Here is a 23,935-nt window from a genome sequence, read left to right as displayed (position 1 = left end):
GACTTATTCGTAAGCAGTTATTTTTTAGTAAATAATGTTTATTAAACAATAACTCTCACACTTTTTTAGTTAAACATTGCTAGCCCATTTTATGGTTAAAGGTATAAAGACATGAACACAGCAAAAGTAAATTCAGATTATTTTGTGGTGGCACTAGAACCCGGCGCTGAACATCCGGCATTGCCGACATGGGCTAATCATCACGCTAATGTGGCTGAGCTTAATGAGGCAAAGTTGACCGAAACTGAGCGTGCTAACGTGAGTAAAAAAATGTTAGCCGAAGTGCCAGGTGCGTTCCAATTATTGAATGTATTGACGCCAGATGAGTGTAAACGGCTAATTTCGGTGAGTGAGTCGATGGGCTTTTTACCCGACGCCGCGGTGTCATTACCACGCAATGTTCGCCATAACGACAGTTTAACCTGGGTGGTTGATAACACCACAGAGCAAGTTATTTGGAATAGAGTTAACCATCTTATGGATGATAACTTGGGCATTTTTGCTGGTAAAGCAGCCTTGGGACTCAATAATCGCTTTCGTTTTTATCGCTATAACCAAGGTGATTTCTTTAAGCCGCATTCAGATGGTTCGTGGCCGGGAAGCCAAGTTATAGACGGTCAGTTAGTACGAGATGCTTTTGGCGATCGCTATAGCCTGCTGACATTTTTAATCTTACTGACAGAAGACTTTGAAGGCGGTGCAACGCGCTTTCTAGTCAATGCCGACAACCCAAGTTTACCAGCAAAACATGGCGATAATATGCGTCAAGTTGACGTGCGAACGCCAGCGGGAAGTGTATTGTGTTTCCCACATGGCATGCATCCGCTGCATTGTATTCATAGCTCAGAGCCTATTTTGTCTGGGGTTAAATACATTATCCGCACCGATGTGTTGTTTGAGTTATAACACTGGCCATCAACACGGGTTAGCTTATTGATAAGCTAATCCGTTAGTTAAGCGCTATATTTCTAATGAAATAACGTACAAGGTTCGCTCTACTCAAGCCTTTGTGAACTTTTCCTTCTTGCTTAATCCTCGCTGAATGAAGTCGATGTTCTGTATTTCTGCTCAATATAAACCCGCTGTTATCAAATTAACTCGTGTGTCACTTTCTGCAATAAACTTCTATAACGTTTATCGAATAAGCTTGCTCGCCAACGTGGCTATTGTGATAGCGCATGCTTGGCAAACTCAACTGTCAGCGCTAATAGCAAGGATAACATTTACGCGAATGTTGACTTCATGGAGCGATAACTGGGACATAAGATCTGAAATTATATTTTAGGTTTTACTATTAACTAGGGAGTATGATACAAATCAAATTGTTAACGTATTGTTATCTTTTGGGCTCAGCTATACTCAGATTTTAAATGACTCATCATTAGAGTGCTCTATTGGGTCATGATGGAATGCGTACATGCAGCAGAATGTGTTTAAGGTTAAGTTGTGATGCTAAATGATTGACTGCTAAATCAATGATTGTCCTGGCCAGGGGTAAAATCCGAATCAACGATTAATTTTTTTAGTGTTTTACGATCGCATGTTTTGACATTTGCTGCCGATATAAAGTCGTATCACTGGAAAACTTTGGATTATAAAGGAAGAGCTCATGCAATCGACACTAAAAACACGTCTGCTTCTTAGCAGTCTTTTTGCAGTACTGATCACTATCGTGGTGTTGGTGAGCATATCTAGTTATGTTATTAGAAATAATGCATTGACCAATACCCAAGATGAAATAGACCAACTTGCAGTGACCTTTACTCAAGGAATTGGCGAATGGATGCAAGATAGAAAGCAGGCCATCACCAGCCTGAAACAAACCATTGAAGCTGACCCAACTGTTAATATCACGCCTTTTTTACTCCAAGCTCACAACGCTGTGGGTTTTGCATTAACTTATTTTGGCGATGAGCAAGGCAACATGTACCGTCAAGATCCTGCATTAAATACCGCAGGTTATGATCCAAGAGTAAGACCTTGGTATATAGATGCTAAGGCCGCAGGCAGTATGATTATGACAGCGCCTTATATTAGTACTACTTTACAGAAGCAAGTTGTGACGATTGCTGCACCTGTGATGGCTAATGGCAAATTGTTTGGTGTTACCGCCGCTAACTTAACCATTGTTCAGTTAACCGATGCCGTCCAGAGCTTAGACGTTCCGGGTGATGGTTACGCTGTAATGGTTGACTATGCCGGACTGATTATCAGCCATCCACATAGTCAATTGAATAATAAACAACTCAGTAGCGTCGATGAACAATTCACTAATAGTTGGTTAGCACAAAGGTCCAAAGCCAACAGTATTGAAGAGCGTGAGCTCGATGGTACAATTAAGCTTTTGTATGTTGCGGCAATCCCTTCGACAGAGTGGGCATTAATTTTCGTGATGGATAAGCAACAAATTATGTCACCGGCTACCGTTCTCGCTTGGTGGATGTCTGCGATAGGGGCGACTTTACTTATTCTTTTCGGATTAATGCTTACCGTTATTTTTAAAATTCAATTTAAAGATCTTGAACGTGTTGCCCAAGCTCTAAACGATATTGCCGAAGGAGAAGGTGATTTAACCGTGCGTATTGAAACCGCCAACAGTCATGATGAAATAGGTCGCTTAGCGTCTGGTTTTAATCAATTTGCTGAACGTATTCACGGGATGATTTCTCGGATGCATAAAATTGCAGGCCAATTAGAATATCAAGCGACAGATAGCAGTGCATCAGCGGTTAAAAATAGCGATCGTATTGTCATTCAGCAAGATGAAGTGACTATGGTAGCCACAGCCGTAACTGAAATGGCCAGTGCTACCGAAGAGATTGCCAGCAATGCCGAACATACAGCACACATAGCACAAGATGCGGTAGAGCTTTCAACCCACGGTCAAAAACAGGTAATGCAAAGCCAAGCATCAATACGAAGTCTAGCCAAAGAAGTGAGTACAGCAGGGCAGATTATTGGTGACTTGAATGAACACTCACAGAAAATTAACAGTATTCTGTTAACCATTAGCGGGATCTCCGAGCAAACTAATTTATTGGCATTGAATGCTGCGATTGAAGCCGCTCGTGCGGGAGAACAAGGCCGAGGTTTTGCTGTAGTGGCTGATGAAGTTCGAGTGTTATCACAACGTACTCATTCATCGACTCAAGAAATTCAAGCTACAATTGAGACCCTACAAAAAACGGCGGAAAAAGCTGTTAAGTCAATGACACAAAGTCGTGAAATGGCAGAAACCAGCGTATCGGATGCTAATTCGGCTAGTGAGAGTTTATTGCAGATCACTAAAGCGATTAATGAGATTTCAGATATGGCGAGTCAAATTGCCACGGCAGCAGAAGAACAAACCTCAGTGACAAGTGAGATAAACCGTAATACGGAATCTATTCGCGAAGTATCGGAAAACTTGTCAATTGAAGCGAAAACCTCAATGACACAAGCACAGAAATTGGCTCATTTAGCTGCATCACTACAACAAGAGGTCAGTAGCTTTAAGTTGTAGTATTAAAGCAACCAATCACTTAACACTCAGTGTGTTCGAGTCGATCAGTAAAAGTGTCTTTAGATACTTTTACTGATGTTGTCTCTATTTTCATATGATGATTATTCAAAATCGGCTTTCGTTTCAAACACCATATCTTCGCCAGTCAGCGGATGAGTAAGCGCTAAATGTTGGGCGTGTAAATGCAAACGATTGGTGGCGATGCCGTATAAATCATCACCGACTATTGGCATGTGCAAACCATCGTGATGGGCACAATGCATGCGTAATTGATGAGTTCGCCCGGTTTTAGGGTACAAATACACTAAAGTGCGCTGTCTTTGACGTTGATAAACTTGCCAATGCGTCTCGGCATGTTTGCCATGCTCATAACACACTAACTGCTTCGGACGATCGTCCAAATCCACCCGCAATGGCAAACTAATATCGCCCTCATCTTGACTTGGTACACCCTCAATTAGCGCGATATAACGTTTAGTGACGCTGCGTTGAATAAACTGCTGTTGTAGAGCTTTGTTAGCTTCTTTGGTGAGTGCAATCACCATTAGGCCTGAGGTCGACATGTCTAAGCGATGAACAATCAGCGGCCCTGTCGCAGTGGGAAATAGCTGCTGCATACGACTAAACACCGAGTCGGTGATATTTTTACCCGGTACCGATAACAATTCAGCAGGCTTGTTAATAATCACCATCGCATCATCTTGATAAATAATATCAATGTGCTGATCTTTACCCGGATTAATCAACAGTGGATCGTCATCAACTTGCATGCCTTTTAGCATGTGAGTCAGAATAGGTCGGCATTTTCCGTGACAAGCTGGGTAGTAGTTTTTGTGCTGTTTTATCTCAGATTTTGGCGATGAGCCCCACCAAAACTCTGCCATCGCAATTGGAGTAAATTGATGTGTAAATGCGTATTGCAGTAACTTAGGTGCCGCACATTCGCCTGCACCTGCTGGTGGTAAATGATTAGGTGCATCATTGAAAATATCGTTTAAATCTCGTGCTTCACCTAAGACATTTAAAAACTGATATTGAGCAAACAGCTTTTTTTGCAATCCATTTGAAAGTTGTTTGCGCTGACGTTTAAGCTGTTTGATTTGTAATTGAAGCGTATCTAATGCCATTTTAGTGGCTTCAACTTGAGTCTGCCACTGTTGCTTTAACGCATTTAGCTGATGCTTTTGCTGCACACTTTGACGGCTTAACTCGATAGACAATGTTCTATGGGTATCCTCACTGATGCTTGCTTGCGCTAATGCATCATCTGCTTGCTCACGTTGCAGCTTACGCAGCTTGCGGCCTTCAACTATTGCGTTACGTTGCTGCTCAAGTTCACTTTCCGCTTGGTGTTGTTGCGCAACTAACGTCGCGGTTAATGTTGCCAGCAATGGATTTGCTTCTTGCTGACTAATCGACAGATTAATGTGGTTAATCTGTTTATTTTCAGCGCTAAAAAAACTGTCTTGGGTCAGCATATCAAACACTGGTGGCACAAACGGCGGCAAGATATTGTTGTCGGCTAACTTACCCGAAAAAGCCGCTAAAAAACCAATTTGTCCGTGTGCATTCTTAACCACTAATACACCAAACATTTTACCAATCACCATGCCGCGATCATTTTCGCTGTCTAAGCCAAAATTATGTCCCCAAGGATTCGCCTCAAGTAACTCCTGCTGCAACTGCTTTGCAGCCAGTAAACATATTGGATGAGGTTGATAATAAAACGGGAAGGTGAAAGAGTTAGGTAATCCTTGTTCGGCAAGCGTGTTATTGAAAGCCATTGCATCATTGAAAGGAATAAAACACGGGTCGTTAACAGACATCAAAAACACACTCACTACACCAAAGGGCCATTATTTTACCTTGTTGTACTGTTTGGTGCATCTATAAGTGTTCGAGGTATATGGAATGGAATTATTTTAGCTGTAAAAGAGAGCACAAGGGATTAACCATAAAAAACCGTTGCTGATAAATATTGGCATGTTAGCTTCGGATTTTGATTGTATTTGAATCGATTAATTAGTCAGCTAATTGATATTTACACTGATATTTAAATAAAAATGGGCGAAGTACAATCACGTCACCCATATAGTGGTTAATGCTTAGCGACGATTACTTTGCCACTCTGTGTAAGGCGCACATCTTGTTACCATCTGGATCGCGAAGGTAAGCAAGGTATAAATCAAATGCAGGGCCAGGTCGAATACCCGGAGCATCTTCACACGCGGTGCCACCATTGACTAAACCGGCCTCATGCCATGCATCTGCTAACGCTGGTGTTTCTGCAGCAAAACCAATTGTTGTGCCATTACCATGGCATGCTGGCTCACCGTTAATCGGTTTAGTGAGTATGAAAATCCCCGTCTTTGTCATGTATACACATCGACCTTTAGGATCAATTTGTCCTGGAGCATGGCCTAATGCACCTAAAATCGCATCATAGAATTTTTTTGATGTATCAATATCATTAACGCCGATCATAACGTGACTAAACATGGTAACTCTCCTTGTGCGAGTTCAATTGAACTCAATGGTTAATAAGCTATCGCATATCGACGCAATAGATTTATCTTTTTGATGTTAAATGCTTAAGTTGTTCAGTAATGTGATGGTGTGAGTTAGCAATGCTTTATCCCCAACCTTTCCATGACCGGGTACTACCATTTTCACCTGCGGAAATTGGGCTTGTACCTTGGCAACCGTTAATGGCCAAGCTTGCATGTCTGCTTCAGCTGTATAACCCAATACGCTTGAATTCAGCGATTTGATTAAACATCCGCCAAATAATATTTTTTGTGCGGGTAGCCATACCACAAGGTTATCTTCGGTATGTCCGGCACCAAGATCATATACTTCAACTAAATCCGTTTTCATTATGTATTGTGTGCCGCCAAAGGTGTTTTTAGCGATAGGTTTAGCATTTTTAGCTAAAATCTTCTGGGTTGTTTCAGATACTGTGGTCGCAATACCTTGGCTGTTAAGGTAACCGATACCGCCAGCACGATCTTGATGGGAATGAGTTGAAATACTGGCAACTGGGGTAAATCCTTGCTGGGCAATCCAGTCAATAAGCTTTGCGGTATCACTGTCGGTCCAAGGCGTATCGATAATATAGGCCTGTTTATCTTCAACCACAACAAGGCCGTTCGCTTCGACTAAGCCGAAATTGCTGACATTCATATAGGAGTGATGTAAATACACTCCATCAGCAAGTTTTGATACAGTCAGCTGGCCTTCAAGGCTAGGTTTTACGGTTTGGTTTGTTGTTTGTTCTGCTTCATGGCCATAACTGGGTAAGCAGAGCATTAATGCAACTACGCCCATGATGCGCCATGAGCGGTGAAAGGTAAGGTTAATCATAACTATGTCCATATATGCCATGGTAAATGGCGAGTAAAATAAAGATTAAGTAGACATGTTACACATTTTTTTTACCGATTTGAGTTTGATAAACAGAAAATAATTTAGCGACGTTTACTTTGGCTTTTAGCTTTGCCGCGAGTAAATACATACCTGCTAATTTACGATGAATAAAAATGGCATCAGTAGGTGGGGTATGCCATTCATCTTGTTGGGTGCTCATGGCTTTACCTGCCTGAGTGATACGTTTAGCTAAACTGCTTTGAGCAAAATCGTATTCACCATCAAAGCGCAGTGGCTCACAAGCTTGGTAGAAAATATCAATAATTAGCTGTTTCTGTTGTGGGTCGATTGCGTCTTGAAAAAAGCCGATCTGTTGTGCTGCTTGTGTCATTTGTTGTTTATCATCAACAATCGCACCTTGCATCAGTTGCAGATAACCTTGCGATAATGTGTCGCTAATGGTGCGGGTGGCGCCAAAGTCAAATAGGACGATTTTTTGAGTGTCTGCTTGGTACTGAAAATTGGCAAAATTAGGATCTGACTGGAGCAATTTAAACTCAAATAGCTCTTTAAAGCACAATTCCATTAGTAACGTTGCGATTTGGTCGCGCACTGCTTGTGATGATTCGGTTAATGACTCAATCGCCACGCCTTCAACAAATTGCATACATAAAATGCTGTTGTTACTCAATTTTGGGTAAACTTTAGGCACGATGAAGTGAGGGTTATCGCCCAGTTGTTGCTGATAAAGTGCAACTTGCTCAGCTTCAAAGTGATAGTCTGCTTCGTTATGCAGCTGCACTTTTGCTTCAGCGAGTAAGGTATCGAGTTTTACGTTAGCGGGAATCAACCGCGAGACTTTTAATAAACTGGCCACGTTGTCGATATCGCTGTCGATGCTGTCTCGAATACCTGGGTATTGAATTTTTATCGCCAGTTTTTCGCCCGTATCTAAATAGGCTAAATGTACTTGGCCGATCGATGCCGCAGCAAAAGGGCGTAATTCAAATTGGGCAAACGGTGCAATCCAATCGCTGCCCCAATGCTCAACTAATAACTGGGTTAATTGTTTGTGTGGCATGGCCTTAGCGTCAGAGCGCAGCTTAGCCAATATTTCAGCCAATTCAGGAGGCACTAAGTCTCCGGCATCCATTGACAACATTTGGCCCACTTTCATGGCCGCGCCGCGTAGTTGCGACAGTTTATCGGCCACATGGCCAATATTTTTGGGGGTCATCATCAGTTGCTGCATTGATGGCGACTTACCTTGGCTAAATTGTTTGGCGCCTTCAAGCAGCACGTTACCCGCTAAACGTGAAGCCAGCCCACCCATTTTTGATAATCGAGATAGACGGCTGGTTGGTACTTTGGCTTCATTATTTTTCATCAAAACTCACTCTTGTCGGGTGAACGGGGAAATCTATATGGCCATTGTACGCTTAAGTTAATTATTTCGTTCACTAATTCAGGTTAGTTTTAGGTACTGTTTGTTGCCTCAAGATTCTGATGATATTTATGTTATTCTACTGAAACAGAACTGATTGAACTAAGTGATTAAGGCAAGTGATTGAGCTTAGATTTAGTCGACAATAGTGGATTAATTATAATAAAAAGGACCCTCGTTTGAGTATTATTGACCAATATTTGAGCCAAGCGGAATCGCTGTTTCAATCAAAAAATTATTCGTCGGCCAGAATGTATGCTCGTAAAGTGGTTAAGCGCGATGATAAACACGTCGGAGCCTTAGCGATACTAGGTCATATTCATTTACAGCAACAACAATATGCACAAGCAGAGAGCTATTTTATCAGTGCGGCATCCATTAAACCGAATGCGGTATCAGTATTAATGGGGCTGCTGACTATAGCTGAAGTAAAACAAGACTTTTTCTTATCTAAAGCTTATTTAGAACAGTTAATTAATTTGTTACCACAGGACGCAAAATGCCGTTATAAACTGGGGCTGGTCGCGACTAAAGTTGGCGATATGACCTTAGCGGAACAATGTTTTCAATGGTGTGTGGCAAATGATTTTGCTGAACCCGCTGTGCAGCTTAATTTGGGTCATATCTATAAAGCCAAAGGCGATACAGAAAAAGCAGCCAATTTTTATCAGCAATATATTCAATTAAGCCCAACGCAAGTGGGGGTCGGTTATTGGAGTTTGGCAGATTTAAAGCAGTATCGTTTCAGCACTGATGATTTGAGCTTATTACAAGGTTTTGTAACCGATGAGTCGTTAAGCAAACAAAATCAAGCGCTGGTGTATTTTGCTTTATGTAAAGCTTACGAACAAACACAGCAAATCGAAAAAGCGTGTGAGTCGATGTTATTAGCCAATCAAATCATGGCGCTTCACCGACCGTTTAAACAAACCCAGTTTGCCAATATTGTGTTGTCGCTACTTGGGCATACACCATCGCCACATATTAATCGCTCGCCAGCGGCTAGCCAAACACCGATTTTTATCGTTGGTATGCCTCGTTCTGGTACCACTTTAGTCGAGCAGATTTTGGCGTGCCATAGCGATGTTGGCGCTACCGATGAGTTACCGTTTATGGAACGCTTTGCGCTACAAATGGATATGTCGGGTGGTTATCAGGCTCGATTAAGTCAGCTTTCAGCTAACCATATTGATCAATTCCGCCAACGTTATTTAGCCGAGGTGAATCATTATTTTACTGATGCACCAACGTATGTGATCGATAAAAACCCAAATAACTTTTTACACATTGGGCTAATTAAAACCTTATTTCCTCAAGCAAAAATCATTAACGTGGTACGTAATACAGTCGACAATGGCTTGAGTGTATTTAAGCAGTTTTTCAGTTTTGGCCATGACTATTCGTATTCGTTTGCGGGTATTTCAAGTTACTGGCAACATTATTTAGACATCATGCAACATTGGGATAGGTTGTACCCTAATGAGATTTTACATGTTTGTTTTGAGCAATTAGTGCGTGAGCCAGAGTCACAAATTCAACGCATATTGGATTACTGTGAGTTAACGACTCAAGCGCAATGTTTTACCTTTTATGAGTCTGAGCGGGCGGTGTTAACACCTAGCGCTAGTCAAGTTAGGCAGCCTATGAATCCTAAGGCAATTGGTCAGGCAGACAAATATCAAGCTTTTATACCTGAGCAAATAGCCGAGTTGGATGCCATTGCGAAAAAAGCAGCACAGCAATTTTTTGGTTAATCTGAACTTGGGGTAAGGCATTGCCACAAGCTAAAACACCATCGTTTGGTTGATGCTATAGAAATGGCGCCTAAGGGCGCCATTTCTGTAACTTTTCAGATAAACCTAAGCAGGTCTTCGTCTTATTAACTCATCTTACCGTGACATGCTTTATAGCGCTCGCCACTGCCGCAAGGGCAAGGGCTATTGCGTGATGGCGGTGCAATCATAGATTCAATCATCGGGTCGCTGGATTTGATTACCGCTGTTTTTGGCGCTGAATTAGCTCTTACTTGAGAGGTTTTTGGTGAAGCAATAGCTTGTTTACGCTTTGCCAATGGCTCACTAAGTTCAACATTCATACACGCCACGATAACCAATTGTTCGAACGCTTTAACCGCTGAACCAGAATGGGTCAGTTGCAGTGATTTAGCGCATTGTAGTGCTTTTATCATGGTTTGTTCACGTAGCGCATGATAATGCGGCCAACCGGCTTTAGTGCACTCATATTGCAGCCACAACATGCGCCAATCGGCAACATACTCAGCTATCAATAACGAAAATGCATTCACTTCTGCAAGCCTATTATCAGGATTGTGTTTGACCTCAGCTAACAACTCATTGGTTAAGTATTCAACCTCTGCCACAGGCATGATAATGGGGGCGTTAAATTGCTCTGTGATCAAGCTTGCTGCTAAGTCTGGGTTAAAACCGACGAATTGACTGTTTAATGCTGTTGATTGATTATCTGCGATTGAACGTGAGTGCTTAAATACCGTTCGCCAAAATTGACTTGACCCTGCCAAATCAACCACTAAATGAACGCGATATTGGTCGCTGTTGTTCTCTACTTTGTGAAGCTTCCACGAGTCGAAAATCCAACACTCGCCGGCGCCCATATGCACTTGTTTATCATGACAAAAAAACTGCACTTGTTCGGTGGTGGTAATCGGAATATGCACTCGAACGCGTTTATACCAATGGTAGTTAATGTCTGAATGCAGTGGCACTTGTGCACCGGGTGCTAAGCGCATTAATCTCGAACGACTGAGTACCTCACCAAATGAAGCGAGTATTTGTTTGATGTAAGGGCTTTTTTCTAACGCCGCAGTGGGCTGCATTGGCCCTTTAAAGTCATTGTTAAACTCGCCATTGACCGAAATTAACGGAATGGCCGAATTACCCTGAAAACCTTCATGATGAGTGACCCAGTCTGATCCGGTAAATTGCTCGATTTCTTTGGTTAATTGACCGACATCAAAGCTAAAAGGTAATTGATAAAACTCATGAGGTAACTTCATTATTGGGCTCTCTGTAATGCGGCGCTTACCGTTATGATTTTCTACACAGGTATTTTTACCCGTTCTGCTGGCTATTTACAAATGCTGGCGCTTTTGGGCTAATGTAATTGACCATGACATTGCTTAAATCGTTTGCCCGAACCACAAGGGCAGGGACTGTTGCGAGACACATTTTGATCGTTTGGCTGAGCTAACACTTTCTCTGTGGGTTCCGGAGCCAGTGCTACAGGCTTAGCAATGTCGTGTTGCTGCCATTGAGTGTCATATATTGGATGGCCGCGCTGGCGTAAATGATGATTGATTTTGTTCAGTGTTGTACAAGTACTTGACCAGATTTTGGCAATGTCATGGTAATTTTCGAGCCACTTATCTGGTTTTGGGGTCGATATAGTGTAGCGAGAATGCGCTAATGGCTTGCTGCATAATTGCGCTAAGGCTGGGTCGAAATCTGTAGCGGTAAATTGACAGAGTTGCTTAACGGTTTTCGCAGGGTCTGCAATTAATTGATCGTAAGACACCATGCACCAGCGATTGCTGTCGATCTTTTGCAATGAATCCATAATCGCTTCATTAGCGGCTTGCCATTGAAACGCGGCAATGGACGCTAACGACTGGCGATTAAGCTGTTGCCATTTTTCTGGAAGCAGTAGCGACCAGTTACGTTTATCCCACCCCGGTAAATTAGGATAAGTGACAAACTTATTCGAGCGCCAAGCTTGCATAATACTGCTGATATTTTCTTTGGGTTCTCTGACGAGATAGATAAATAACGCATCAGGAAATAGCGCATTAAAAAAATCTACCCGCAAACTATTCTTGGGGGTTTTTTCTAAAAAACGAATACTCTTATCGCTATCACTTTCGAGCTTATTGCCCTGGCTATCTTGAAGTGCATCGCTAAAGCGTTGTAATAACAACTGTCGTAAATCATCATCAATATCCTGCTCACTTAAAGCATTAGAACTAAATTTACGGTAGGCAATATTCAACTTGGGGATGGTTTCTATCAGCGCATGGCTTTCACCACCAATAGTGAATATTGACTGGCTTTTTGATAACACCTCGAACAACAAAGTGCTGCCTGAGCGGGGCGCAGATAAAATAATGATGGGCCGATCAAATAGGTGCATAGCGGTATGATGTTATTGTTATAATTATTTTAACATCATACCCATACTGATAACTTATGGCTACTTTATCAATTTAAGTAATGCCTTAAAGCGTTCACCTTGGGCGACATGCTGAAGTTCAAACAGTAATGATTCAACATTGGTCAGTTGGGCGCCATCATTAAGCATCATTTGTACTCCAAGCACTTTATTGTCTGTCCCCCTTGAAGAAACCGCATCGGCAACAAGGTGCACTTGATAGTCGTTGTCCAGTAAGTCTTTACAGGTTTGATAAACGCACACGTGCGTTTCAATACCCGCAAGGATAACCTTATTACGGTTTAACCCTTTAAGTTGTTGTTTTACTTCGTCACAATACCAAGCACTAAAGTGCTCTTTAGCGATGGGTTTGCTTGTTTTTGTTAATAATTGTGCGATCTCTTCGCTGGTGGGACCTAATTTATCGGGTAATTGTTCTAACCAAATAATAGGAATATCAAATAGTTGCGCACCTTGAATTAATACTGCAAGTTTTTGGTGTAGTTGAGCTGATTGCTGCATAACTTGGGCTAGTTTGCCTTGTACGTCTACAATCATTAATACACTTTGTTCTGCTGTTATCATGGTCAGTTACTCGAATCGACTTAAGTGAACTTTCGAGTATTGGTTATTTTTCCGATGGTGAAAATAGGCATTTAGTCTATTATGCTTCATCTATTGTTCATGCTGGGTGTCAAGGATTGATATGAAAAAACGTATTGTTATTTGTGCTGATGGCACCTGGAATCGGCCAGAAAAGGATCTCGAAAAAGATCACGCCACTAATGTGCTTAAGCTTGCTAGGGCTATCAAACCCATTGCGGATGACGGTGTGCCACAGCAGGTGTTTTACGATTGGGGAATCGGCTCATATTACGATTCCGTTATCGGCGGCGCAACTGGTCGTGGGCTGCATAAAAATATTATGGATGCTTATCGCTATATCGTACAAAACTATTCGCCTGGTGATGACATTTATCTATTCGGTTTTAGCCGTGGCGCTTATACCGTTCGCTGTTTATGTGGCCTGATTAATAATTGCGGTATTGTTACTCGCCCAGATGCAAAGCTTATTCAACAAGCGTTTGACCACTATAAAATGAAAACTCAACCTTTTTCCCCAGATGGTGAGCGCTCGGTGCAGTTTCGTCAGCAACATTCACATCCTTCACGTGAAGTGGCCTTTGTTGGCGTGTGGGATACTGTTGGTGCTATGGGGATCCCGCTGTCGTTTCTCGGTTTGTTTGAAGACAAAGATGAGTTTTATGATGCCAAATTAGGCCGTAATGTCAAAGTGGCTCGTCATGCACTTGCACTAGATGAACATCGCAGCGATTTTGAGCCAACCATTTGGGCCCCTCGAACCAGCATAGACATACAACAGGTTTGGTTTATCGGCGCCCATAGTAATATTGGTGGTAGTGTTGCACCTAATGACGACGGCAGTACCTTATCTGATATTGCGTTACAGTGGATGATAAGCCAAGCGCGAACGGCTAGTTTGACGGTGGAGTTACATTTAGCCGATGCGTTATTGCCTAATCCAATGGCGGATATTCAAGATTCATATCGTAGCTTTTATCGAGTTAAAAAACGCTTTATACGATCGCTAGACCCAGAGTTAGTGCCAATATTATTACATCAGTCGGTTAAAACACGCTGGTTGAATGACAGCAATTATCGGCCGAAAAATTTAGTCGATTACATCGATAAGCATGGTTGGCCCGATAAGCTGGTGCAATAAACGGTAAAAACATCATTCAATTGCTCGTGTTAATCATCACCATTAAAAACCATTTCGATTAAGGAAAGTATTTTGCTACGTGTATTGTTATTGCTCATCACAGTGGTAGGACTATCGTCTGTATCACTTGTTTTACCCGCGGCAGCATCGACGGCCACAGATGATTTACAAGATAAGCCGCCGGCTAAGCGGATTATTGCTTTATCGCCCCATGGGGTTGAAATGCTATTTGCTATTGGCGCAGGTGAGTCGATTGTGGCGACCACAGATTATGCTGATTTCCCTGAAGCGGCTAAAGATATCCCCAGTATTGGCGGCTATTATGGTATTCAAATCGAGCGAGTGATTGAGCTCAACCCTGATTTAATTGTGGTGTGGCAAAGTGGCAACAAAATGGAGGACATTAAACAGTTACGCGATTTAGGTTTTACCCTGTTTAATAGCGACCCTAAACACTTAGCCGACATCGCGACAGATCTTGAGCTGCTCGGCAAGTTAACCGGCCATAGCGCTAAAGCCAAACAAGTGGCAGATGATTATCGTCAGCAATTAGCTGATATTACCCTGCAAAATCAAACTAAGCCGGCCGTTAAAGTGTTCTATCAATTATGGTCAACGCCGCTGATGACAGTTGCTAAAGGCAGTTGGATCCAAAACCTGATTGAGGTCTGCCATGGTGATAATGTGTTTTTTGACGCAGCAAGTGAATACCCACAAATCAGCATTGAAAATGTGTTACTAACCGACGCTGAAGTTATCTTACAAAGCCAGGATGAAGGCAATATTTTAGGTATTAACTGGTCGGATTGGCCTGAGCTACCCGCAGTAAAAAATCACCATATATATCAGTTTGATGCCGATTTACTTCATCGGGCTACCCCAAGGGCTATTTTAGGCATTAATGCAGTTTGCGGTGCGTTGGATAAAGTAAGAAAGTAAGACTTTATTCCGTCGCGGCGGCATAGTCGATTTCTTATCTCGTCATCTCGGTAATGATTGTGAGCCGGGATCCAGCTTTTTTGTTTGATTTACTGTTCTTTCTATGGCCTGCGGCTAATAAGGTCTTGTTGCTGTTTTAGTTGCATATTCTGCAATGACTAATGTAATGTTACTAAATTGTTGTTGTTTATGCTGGTGTTAGTTCAGTGTAAATGGGGCATGGAAAAAGATCTAATAAAACTGGCATAGGACGATTTTTCTACGCTGCGTTATGTTTAAACACGAGTAAAACTTATCGATTTAAAAAGGATTAAGTAAATGGATTTTATTGATAAAATATTGGCTAGCGACAATTCTATGTTTATGGCGGCGTTAGTTATAGGAGGACTTATTCTTTGGTTTCTCCCAGCACTTCTTTCGTTAATCTTTAATAGAAAACATTTTAAATATATTTTGTTAGCTTGTATCCCAGCAGGTCTTTCTTTTATCGCTTGGGGTGGTGTTATGGTGTGGGCTACAACGGGTAAAGTCTTTGGTAAATATGCTAACAAAATCAAAGAAGAAACTTAAAAATAGTAAGCGCGTTAAGAATGGTTGAGTTAGTTTTTATGGCTTATGGTTACTAACGTCGTGGCGCTTCGCCCACACCAGACCAAGAGGAAATCAACGACTATTCCCTCTTTATTCTTTATAAATGAATTAGCCCAGCCGCCCCGCAACATTTTCGCTATTTACAAAACAACAGCTGCGAAAAGGTCGCCATGGGGATTGATCCAGCTTTTGACTTCGTTTGAAATCTTCTTCGGCCTTATTCGAAAATGCTAACGCTTCCGATGGTACATCCTGTACCGCGAAAGCTAAGCTCACATCCATGTGAGCTTCACGCTATTTTCTTCAACGGCCTCAAGTTCAGAGTTGAATCTGTCCCTTTACAAGCAAGGCATATTGCTCGTTTTTCCTCATTTCGTGTTAGCTAGGTGTATTAGGTAAAAGGCAATAACCGAGCAAAGAAAAAGATGAAATACAATAAACCCCATCTTGAAAGGTGTAATCAGAACAGGCAATTAGCCGAAAGGTTGTACAAAATACCACTACCGTAAAAAAGTAAATTCCTATAGCATCATACGTTGATTAATATGGATGTGGCATCGACTATGTCCAACCAGCGATTTATGCCTTGCAAACACCGCAACGCATAAATACTAAAACGTTATAAAGCACAAGGAACGTATGAGTTTATCCATCGGTTGTTCTCCAAATGAGCAAGTTGAGATCACTGTAGAACAGTATCAACATTCTCCAAGCTGTGAGTCTTTTGATGATAACTGGCTTATTTGCTCTGTTAGTGTTTCATTTGGAAGCTTCAGTGGTAAATTCCCTGCCAGTTTTCAAACCTATGATTTTGTTAAGTTCTCTAAAGAAGTACAAAAGCTCTATGCTTGCCTAAAAGGTACCGCTACATTCGATAGTCTTGAGGGGCTGCTTGAAATCAAGCTAACCGGGAATGGAAGAGGTGGAATTGAATTAGAGGGTAATTCCATGGACAGTGTTGGTGTTGGAAACAAACTTAAGTTCTCTACAGGATTTGATCAAACCTATCTCCAATCTATTATCGAAGACCTAGATGAGATTTTAGAAGGCTTTCCCGTACGAGCTTTATAACAAGAGACTATGGCGTTAACCTAAATTCACCATACTTATCATAATGCGAAGAGTGAGTGTTAGAGCTTGGGAACTAACAAGCTTCTATCCATAATTTAGTTAGATATAGTGTTTTCTCTGGCTAAGATTCATATAATGGCGGGTATCGCCAAATGAATAAGAATGATTCTAAACCTTAGCCAATAATTGTTGGCCACTACAAGTCTCAGTCTCAAAGGGAGTAAATAATAACAATATGGATAAACTTTTAATAACTTGGATTATGCTCCAAATATTTTCGTGGTTTATAATTTTTTTTGCAGGAAACAGTAAAACGTATATTGGCAAAAAGGTCAAAAAAGTAGGTATAGCTCTTTGTGTAGTAACCACTTTTGTTCAACTTTCATTTTTTGGCTCAGCATTAAGCGCTACAGTTAAAGATGTATTTTTTGTTTTAGGCTTAGTTATGACACTGGTAATAATGTATAACTTGGTTTCAATACTAAGAGCTATCGCATCGTCAGACAGATAATAATACTACTATTGTATTTTGCGGAGTACCGCCCCCTTAAATTAATTCACTTATCCAAGCACTAACCCGCCCTGTCTAAAAATGAGCTAATCACTACTTGAAAATACCTCAAATTCAGCTCTGAACTTGAGTTCGTTGAAAACTCTTTATAAAAGAATGTGTGAGTTCAGGCATCCTGTCTATCAGATGTCTGGCTAGTATTAGGCTAGCTTTACAAAAAATTACCGCAAAAAAGCAAAGTCTTAAAATATCTTATGTTCAGTAAAAATTACCAAATAATAAGGATATGGTATCGACCAAGTCCAACAAGTGATTTATGCTTTGCAAACCGTGTTACGAATAAATACTAAAACATTATTTTTTATGGATATTTGATAATGGATATGACTCAAAAAGAAGTTGCAGTTGTTAAAGCTGCCATTAAATCACGAAACAAAAGTAAACTGTTCCAGCCAGTGTTATTTGCGATATTAGTTGGCCTTTTAATCACCATGTTGTTTAGTGTTTTACCTGAAGAACAGTTTGCCTATTTGGCTATTCCCTTAGTTTTTTTAACGATATTGTTGCCACAACTTGGTGCTTCACCTAAATATAATGAACTAGTTGATATACTTGAAAAACAACTACCGCAACACGACACAATGGAAAGTGTTTTGTCTCAAGAGTTAAATAAAATACACGCTAATCAAAAAGCCAAATAACTGTCGTTTTTCGGGAATGCTTGTTTTAGCAATTTGTCATTTACTTATTGTTGGTGTTAAACCAAGTTGAACGGGTTTGTTAGCAAAGTAAATCAGTATGTCTCGATTTAGAAATTTAGTGTGGTCAGAGTAACTTTTATAAAAAGTAAATTGAAACATTGGCTTCTCTAAAATGCTTCTGCCTATAAATGACTTAGATACCTCAGCTTGAAATGTACAAATTCAACCCTTAACTTGAGGCCGTTGAAGAAAATAGCGTGAGCTGGCCATGGATGGCCCGCTAGCTTTCGCGGTACAGGATGTACCATCGGAAGCGTTAGCATTTTCGAATAAGGCCGAGGCGGTCTACAAATGCAGGTCAAAGCTAAAGCTAACCCCATGGCGACCTTTTCGCTGTTTGAAAATGTTGCGGGGCGGCTGGGAGTTCCAAGAGGGAACAGCCGTTGGTTTCCTCTTGGTCTGGTGTGGGTGAAGCGCCACGACGTTAGTGGCCGCAGGCCATAAAGTACAAAAGTACAAAGCAAAACAAACACCTGGATCCCGGCTCAAAAGCACTACCGGGACGACGAGAAAACTGTTAATAAGATAATCCCCCGCTATACATAAAACAAAAAGTGTCCGCTCGGACACTTTCTCAATGACCGGACAGTTTATACATCTGTCCGCGGACACTTTTAGAGTGTTCGGTTATCTTTTTAAATACTTATCATTTTGAAAAATAACAATAAATAACTATTGGCATGGCTTGTGCTTTATCTTGGTATAAATGTGAAGTTGTGGGTGCGGTTTGTGCGTACCTAAGGATCTGAGATGATTAAAGACACAAGTAGCCAAGATACTGTTATTGCGCCTAAGTTAGGTCGTAAGTTGCGCTTACCCTTAATTATAGGTGGCGGTGCAATATTGATGAGTGCATTGGTGTGGGCGAGTTTGGGCCATGACAGTTCGGTGCGTTCAGTTGATGGCGCTGAATTACGCTTAGCAACGATCACTCGTGGAACCTTAGTTCGTGATATAGCCACTACCGGTAAAATAGTGGCTGCTAATGCGCCGATTTTATATAGCACCGAAGAAGGTGTGGTGACTTTACTGAGCCAACCAGGTGATGAAGTTGAGCAAGGACAGGTAGTCGCTAAAATTGAGAGCCCACGTTTGCAAAGTGAATTGCAACAACAGCAGTCGATGCTTGAAGGGATGCAGGGCAGTTTAGAACGTGCCAAGTTAGACGCCCGCCGCGAGCAACTTCGTGTCAGTCAGATTTTAGACATGGCGACAGTGGATTTAGAAGCTGCGGATCGTGAAAGCCGTCGTGGTGATCAATTGATTGAGTCGAGTTTGATCAGCAAAATCGATTTTGAAAAAAGCAAAGATGATTTACACAAAGCTAAATTACTGCATAAGCATGCCCAGCAAGAAGTTGAGTTAATGCGCGATACCCTGAGTTTTGAAATTAAAAACCGTACTCTTGAAGTACAACGTCAAGATTTAGTGGTGAGAGAGTTAACTCGTCAAGCCAATGCTCTGAATATTATTGCTCCGGTTAGCGGCATTATTGGTAACTGGCTGGTGGAGCAAAAAGCCCGTATCGGTCCGAGTCAGCCAATGCTAACAGTGGTCGACTTAACCGCCTTTGAAGCAGAGCTTGCGGTGCCAGAATCTTATGCCGATGAGTTGGGCTTGGGAATGGATGTTGAGTTGAGTTTTGGTAGCGTTAATGTGGTTGGCCAATTGTCGTCAATTTCACCTGAGGTGCGTAACCGCGAAGTGACTGCCCGAGTGCGTTTTGCAGACAGCAACACCTTATCATTACGTCAAAACCAGCGTTTATCTGCCCGAGTATTACTGGAAAACAGACCCAATGTGTTGATAGTAAAACGCGGTGATTTTCTCAATCTTGGCGGTGAAGTAGCCTATCAAGTGAATGATGCGGTTGCTCATAAGAAAACCGTCAAACTGGGGGCACGCAGTATGAGCCAAGTTGAAGTGATTGAAGGCGGTGACGAAGGGGATGTTTGGGTGATATCAGGTACCGAAAGCTTTAAAAATGAACCTAATATTCAGATCCGCTAAGCAAGTCTGCAACTAAGTTAATGACTTAAGCAAATAACGAAACACTCAACTGAGTAAGGACATTCAATGACTTTTATTCAACGTAGACAGCTTATCGCACTCGCTGCTTTATTTGTTCTCGCAATAGCCGTGAGTTATCGCATTGATAATCATACCGATTGGTTATCGGTGAGTTTGCAGTTAATTGACATGAGCAGCCAGGTTTCAACTCGGCTAACGGAGGTCAATCCGGTCGTTCGCTTGCATATTGATATTAGCGACATGGTCAACATTAAGCTGCTGTTTTAGCCTCGGCTAGCGGGTACTGTCGCTGACAGCACTAATCAAATCAGCGACCACGACATATCACCTAAACCGATAATAACAACACTCATAGCATTAAAAAAAGCATTAAAACAACAGTATTCAGATTAGTAAGATTCACATTATCAGCCATAAGCGCTGGGATGCGACAACCGAATTAACCAAGGAAGCCATTATGTTATCCATGAAAAACATCAGTAAAGTATTCAAAACCGATTTAGTTGAAACCCATGCGCTACGTGACTTTAATCTGGAAGTGAATGAAGGCGAGTTTGTGGCAGTGACGGGCCCATCGGGCTCAGGTAAAACCACTTTTTTGAATATTGCCGGTTTACTTGAAGGGTTTTCATCTGGGCAATACAGTCTTGATGGTGTCAATGTATCGAATTTAAGCGATAACAAAAGTGCCAAAGTGCGCAATGAAAAAATTGGCTTTATATTTCAGGGGTTTAATTTAATTCCTGATCTCAATTTAGCCGAAAACGTCGAAGTACCATTACGCTATCGCGGTATGAATGCCAGTGAGCGTAAGCGTCGAGTCGAGTCAGCATTAGAGCAAGTGGGTTTAGGTGCGCGAATGAAGCACTTACCGACACAATTATCGGGTGGACAACAGCAACGCGTAGCGATTGCGCGAGCATTAGCGGGCGAACCTCGATTTTTATTAGCCGATGAACCTACCGGTAATTTAGACAGCTTAATGGCGCGTCAGGTGATGGAGCTGCTTGAGAATATTAATCAACAAGGCACCACCATTATTATGGTGACTCACGACTCCGAACTTGCACGTCGCGCGCAGCGCAATATTCAAATTGTCGATGGCCAAGTATGTGACTTTTCCATGTATCAACAAGCTGCTACAGGCACGCGATAATCGCATAAGGGGAATATTATGTTTTTTTACTATTGCGATTTAGCATGGCGAAGCATACGTAAAACGCCGATGTTATCGATGTTAATGGTGTTAGCCATCTCGATTGGGATTGGAATTACCATTACCACGTTAAATGTCTATAAAACCATGTCTTATAATCCGGCAGGTGATCGCAGTGAAGTGATTAACTCGGTACAGTTGTGGAGCCAAGGATTGGATACGTGGGATGAGTTTATTGCCAATATTACTTATATCGATGCAATGAATTTGCGTAATAACGATGAGTTAAGCCTTAAAGCTGCCAGTTATCGTACTGGGTTAGCTTTGCAGTCTGATAATCCAAAGATTGAACCAGTATTGCAAAGTGTGCGAGTTACCGACAGAGACTTTTTTAGGATTTTCTCGGTACCATTTTTATATGGCAGTTACTGGGATGCCAGCGTTGATTTACGCCCAGCCTATCAAGTTGTCATTAGCCAAAAGTTAAATTTACGCTTTTTTAAAGGCAAAAACAGTGTGGGTAAAACGGTGTTTTTAGATCGTAAGCCTTATCAGATTGTGGGGGTGATTGAAGATTGGAATCCACAGCCTAAATATTACGATCCAACTAATGGCGCATTTAATGATGCTGAAGAAATATTTATTCCTTTTTCGTTAACCGAACAAGAAGAGTTTGATGTGTGGGGCAATACCAGTGGTTGGAAATTTGAACCCATGCTCACTTACAAGGATCGATTAACGTCAGAAAAAGTGTGGATTCAATTTTGGACCGAACTCAAAACCGATGAGCAAAAACAAAGTTTTTTAGCGTGGTTAATCCGTTATGTCGAACAACAAAGAGCCATTGGCCGCTTTACTGATACGGCTAAAACCGCTGGCGAATCAGTGCAAATTAGCGATATCAGCAAATGGCTAGAAGATAATGAAGTGGTGCCCAAAGATAACAAAATATTAGTCGGTTTAAGCTTACTGTTTTTAAGCGTTTGCTTAGTCAATATTCTCGGTTTATTGCTGACTAAATTTTTAAAGCGTGCGCCTGAGGTGGGGGTCCGTCGTGCGATTGGCGCTAGCCGTGGACAGATTTTTAGCCAGTATATGGTCGAAGTGGGCATGATTGGCTTTATTGGTGGGGTCGTCGGGTTGTTATGGGCATGGGGTTCGTTAACGGCGCTACACAGCTATTTTTCAGTGGACCAAAGTGTCACTGGGCTTGATCTCAGTATGTGGTTTATCACCCCAATTATCGCTATTTCAACGGCGATATTGGCAGGGGTTTATCCTGCATGGGTGGTGTGTCGCACTAAACCCAGCGTGTATTTAAAAGCCCAATAACGGATTATAAACAAGGACATCACCATGCTACATATCAAACCGATTTTATCCAGTTTACTGCGCAGTAAAAGCGCGCCGGTTTTATTGCTATTACAGATCATTTTGTCTGTTGCGATTGTCGCCAATGCTAGCTTTATTATTAACGAGCGTTTGTCGTTAATGCAGCGTGAGTCGGGCTATGCAGAAGATCAAATACTCACATTCAGTGTTTATAACTTCGACCCAGCCGTTGATAATCTTAAGCAAAATGAGGTAGATCAACAGATTTTACGTTCACTTCCTAATGTTATCGATGCCAGTTCTAGCAATATGTTGCCCTTAAGTGACAGTGGTTGGATGGATCGCTATGTTGACAGCCCAAATGAAGATACGGCCAAAAGCACTCCGGGTTTTGCATTTTACTTGGGTAACGAGCATTTGCTCAATGTGATGGGCGCTAAGTTAATTGCCGGACGCAACTTTACGGCAGATGAAATTAATACCAGCTTGAGTGATAGCGGCATGCTGGCGCTAGTGTCGCAACCTCTAGCTAAAGCCTTTTGGGGGGATGAATCGCCGCTGGGTAAAACCATGTATCAAGGAGAGCAAAGTGTTACCATTATTGGCGTGGTTGATAAACTACAAGGGGCTTGGGTTGATAACAAGAACTTTGAATACAGCGTGATCCAAAATATCGATTTTGGCGGCAACAGCAGTAATAAATCTTATATGGTACGGGCATTATCTGAACACATCCCCGCGTTAGAAAACGCTATCCGAAAAGCCCTCCATGCTGAAAATCCCAATCGGGTTTTTGATAACTTTCAAACTCTGAGTGAAATCAGAAACCTGACTTACAGTAACCACCGTTTAATGGCGACCGTATTAAGTATTATGGTGGTGTTATTGCTACTCATTACTGCGCTAGGATTAACGGGTATGGTGATGTTTAATATTCAACGTCGCACCAAACAAATCGGCACTCGCCGTGCATTAGGAGCTCGTAAGCGTGACATCATTGAATATTTTATGGTTGAAAACTATCTGATTTGTATTGTCGGTGGTGTTATTGGCGGCATGTTATCACTTGTATTGGGACAGCAATTAATGAAACTGTATAGCTTACCAATGGTGCCGGTAGTTTATCCGATAGCATCTGTGGTTGGCTTACTGATAGTTACCACGCTAGCGGTTATTATTCCCGCGGCTAAAGCGGCCAATATTTCACCTGCGATGGCGACGCGCAGCGTCTAGAGTCATGCTGATTTTATTCGCAATCTAGTTAGCTTTGCGCTAGCGTGCTAGGCTAGCAAAGGTGCTCAATCA

The 23,935-nt window shown here is 41.8% G+C and carries 21 protein-coding genes; 14 read left to right on the top strand and 7 right to left on the bottom strand.

Annotated elements, in window-relative coordinates:
• Window positions 1–111: 111 nt before the first annotated feature.
• A complete protein-coding gene (locus H5164_RS04640) occupies window positions 112–906 on the top strand; it encodes a 2OG-Fe(II) oxygenase (protein ID WP_124015613.1) in 795 nt (264 codons plus the stop codon).
• 703 nt (window positions 907–1,609) lie between these two features.
• On the top strand, window positions 1,610–3,502 hold the full coding sequence (locus tag H5164_RS04635) for a methyl-accepting chemotaxis protein (RefSeq protein WP_182754988.1): 1,893 nt from the start codon (window positions 1,610–1,612) through the stop codon (window positions 3,500–3,502).
• Between the two features lie 101 nt (window positions 3,503–3,603).
• Here the strand turns inward: H5164_RS04635 and H5164_RS04630 are convergent, their stop codons facing one another.
• The 4 genes from H5164_RS04630 to H5164_RS04615 all read right to left on the bottom strand — a co-directional run bounded on the left by H5164_RS04630 (window position 3,604) and on the right by H5164_RS04615 (window position 8,255).
• Window positions 3,604–5,328, bottom strand: a complete 1,725-nt coding sequence (locus tag H5164_RS04630; protein WP_182754986.1) for a pseudouridine synthase — start codon at window positions 5,326–5,328, stop codon at window positions 3,604–3,606.
• 289 nt (window positions 5,329–5,617) lie between these two features.
• Entirely contained in the window at window positions 5,618–6,001 is a 384-nt protein-coding gene (locus H5164_RS04625) for a VOC family protein (protein ID WP_124015616.1), read from the bottom strand.
• Window positions 6,002–6,085: 84 nt separating this feature from the next.
• Window positions 6,086–6,865, bottom strand: a complete 780-nt coding sequence (gene blaDIM / locus H5164_RS04620) for a DIM/SIM/IMP family subclass B1 metallo-beta-lactamase (RefSeq protein ID WP_182754985.1) — start codon at window positions 6,863–6,865, stop codon at window positions 6,086–6,088.
• Between the two features lie 58 nt (window positions 6,866–6,923).
• Complete coding sequence (locus tag H5164_RS04615; RefSeq protein WP_124015618.1) at window positions 6,924–8,255, bottom strand: AarF/ABC1/UbiB kinase family protein; 1,332 nt, start codon at window positions 8,253–8,255, stop codon at window positions 6,924–6,926.
• Between the two features lie 236 nt (window positions 8,256–8,491).
• Here H5164_RS04615 and H5164_RS04610 point away from each other — a divergent pair, with 236 nt between their 5' ends.
• Window positions 8,492–10,066, top strand: a complete 1,575-nt coding sequence (locus tag H5164_RS04610; RefSeq protein ID WP_182754983.1) for a sulfotransferase — start codon at window positions 8,492–8,494, stop codon at window positions 10,064–10,066.
• Between the two features lie 125 nt (window positions 10,067–10,191).
• Here the strand turns inward: H5164_RS04610 and H5164_RS04605 are convergent, their stop codons facing one another.
• From H5164_RS04605 to H5164_RS04595, 3 genes are all read right to left on the bottom strand, one after another.
• Complete coding sequence (locus tag H5164_RS04605) at window positions 10,192–11,346, bottom strand: aspartyl/asparaginyl beta-hydroxylase domain-containing protein (protein ID WP_182754981.1); 1,155 nt, start codon at window positions 11,344–11,346, stop codon at window positions 10,192–10,194.
• A gap of 98 nt (window positions 11,347–11,444) precedes the next feature.
• A complete protein-coding gene (locus tag H5164_RS04600; protein WP_182754979.1) occupies window positions 11,445–12,476 on the bottom strand; it encodes a sulfotransferase in 1,032 nt (343 codons plus the stop codon).
• Window positions 12,477–12,536: 60 nt separating this feature from the next.
• The gene (locus tag H5164_RS04595; RefSeq protein WP_182754977.1) at window positions 12,537–13,079 is read right to left on the bottom strand and encodes a hydrolase; all 543 of its coding nucleotides are present in this window, start codon (window positions 13,077–13,079) and stop codon (window positions 12,537–12,539) included.
• A gap of 121 nt (window positions 13,080–13,200) precedes the next feature.
• Here H5164_RS04595 and H5164_RS04590 point away from each other — a divergent pair, with 121 nt between their 5' ends.
• From H5164_RS04590 to H5164_RS04540, 11 genes are all read left to right on the top strand, one after another.
• Window positions 13,201–14,238, top strand: coding sequence for a DUF2235 domain-containing protein (locus H5164_RS04590; protein WP_182754975.1), 1,038 nt, complete (start codon window positions 13,201–13,203; stop codon window positions 14,236–14,238).
• Window positions 14,239–14,310: 72 nt separating this feature from the next.
• Window positions 14,311–15,177, top strand: coding sequence for a cobalamin-binding protein (locus tag H5164_RS04585; protein WP_182754973.1), 867 nt, complete (start codon window positions 14,311–14,313; stop codon window positions 15,175–15,177).
• Between the two features lie 318 nt (window positions 15,178–15,495).
• Window positions 15,496–15,747, top strand: a complete 252-nt coding sequence (locus tag H5164_RS04580; protein ID WP_124015625.1) for a superinfection immunity protein — start codon at window positions 15,496–15,498, stop codon at window positions 15,745–15,747.
• A 660-nt stretch (window positions 15,748–16,407) separates the two neighbouring features.
• Window positions 16,408–16,839, top strand: a complete 432-nt coding sequence (locus H5164_RS04575) for a hypothetical protein (RefSeq protein WP_182754971.1) — start codon at window positions 16,408–16,410, stop codon at window positions 16,837–16,839.
• 235 nt (window positions 16,840–17,074) lie between these two features.
• Window positions 17,075–17,350, top strand: a complete 276-nt coding sequence (locus tag H5164_RS04570) for a hypothetical protein (RefSeq protein WP_182754969.1) — start codon at window positions 17,075–17,077, stop codon at window positions 17,348–17,350.
• 377 nt (window positions 17,351–17,727) lie between these two features.
• Entirely contained in the window at window positions 17,728–18,051 is a 324-nt protein-coding gene (locus H5164_RS04565; RefSeq protein ID WP_182754967.1) for a hypothetical protein, read from the top strand.
• 810 nt (window positions 18,052–18,861) lie between these two features.
• Entirely contained in the window at window positions 18,862–20,121 is a 1,260-nt protein-coding gene (locus tag H5164_RS04560; RefSeq protein ID WP_124015628.1) for an efflux RND transporter periplasmic adaptor subunit, read from the top strand.
• Between the two features lie 66 nt (window positions 20,122–20,187).
• On the top strand, window positions 20,188–20,409 hold the full coding sequence (locus H5164_RS04555) for a hypothetical protein (RefSeq protein ID WP_182754965.1): 222 nt from the start codon (window positions 20,188–20,190) through the stop codon (window positions 20,407–20,409).
• A 190-nt stretch (window positions 20,410–20,599) separates the two neighbouring features.
• Window positions 20,600–21,298 carry an ABC transporter ATP-binding protein gene (locus tag H5164_RS04550; RefSeq protein ID WP_124015630.1) on the top strand — a complete coding sequence of 233 codons (699 nt, stop codon included), beginning with the start codon at window positions 20,600–20,602 and terminating at the stop codon, window positions 21,296–21,298.
• 18 nt (window positions 21,299–21,316) lie between these two features.
• The gene (locus H5164_RS04545; protein WP_182754963.1) at window positions 21,317–22,630 is read left to right on the top strand and encodes an ABC transporter permease; all 1,314 of its coding nucleotides are present in this window, start codon (window positions 21,317–21,319) and stop codon (window positions 22,628–22,630) included.
• 24 nt (window positions 22,631–22,654) lie between these two features.
• Window positions 22,655–23,863 carry an ABC transporter permease gene (locus H5164_RS04540; RefSeq protein ID WP_182754961.1) on the top strand — a complete coding sequence of 403 codons (1,209 nt, stop codon included), beginning with the start codon at window positions 22,655–22,657 and terminating at the stop codon, window positions 23,861–23,863.
• Window positions 23,864–23,935: the final 72 nt, after the last annotated feature.

The sequence above is a fragment of the Shewanella sp. SG41-3 genome (assembly GCF_014164545.1).
Taxonomy (GTDB): domain Bacteria; phylum Pseudomonadota; class Gammaproteobacteria; order Enterobacterales; family Shewanellaceae; genus Shewanella; species Shewanella vesiculosa.
The sequence above is the reverse complement of the archived record's forward strand: the minus strand, read 5'-3'. Positions and strand labels throughout refer to the sequence as shown.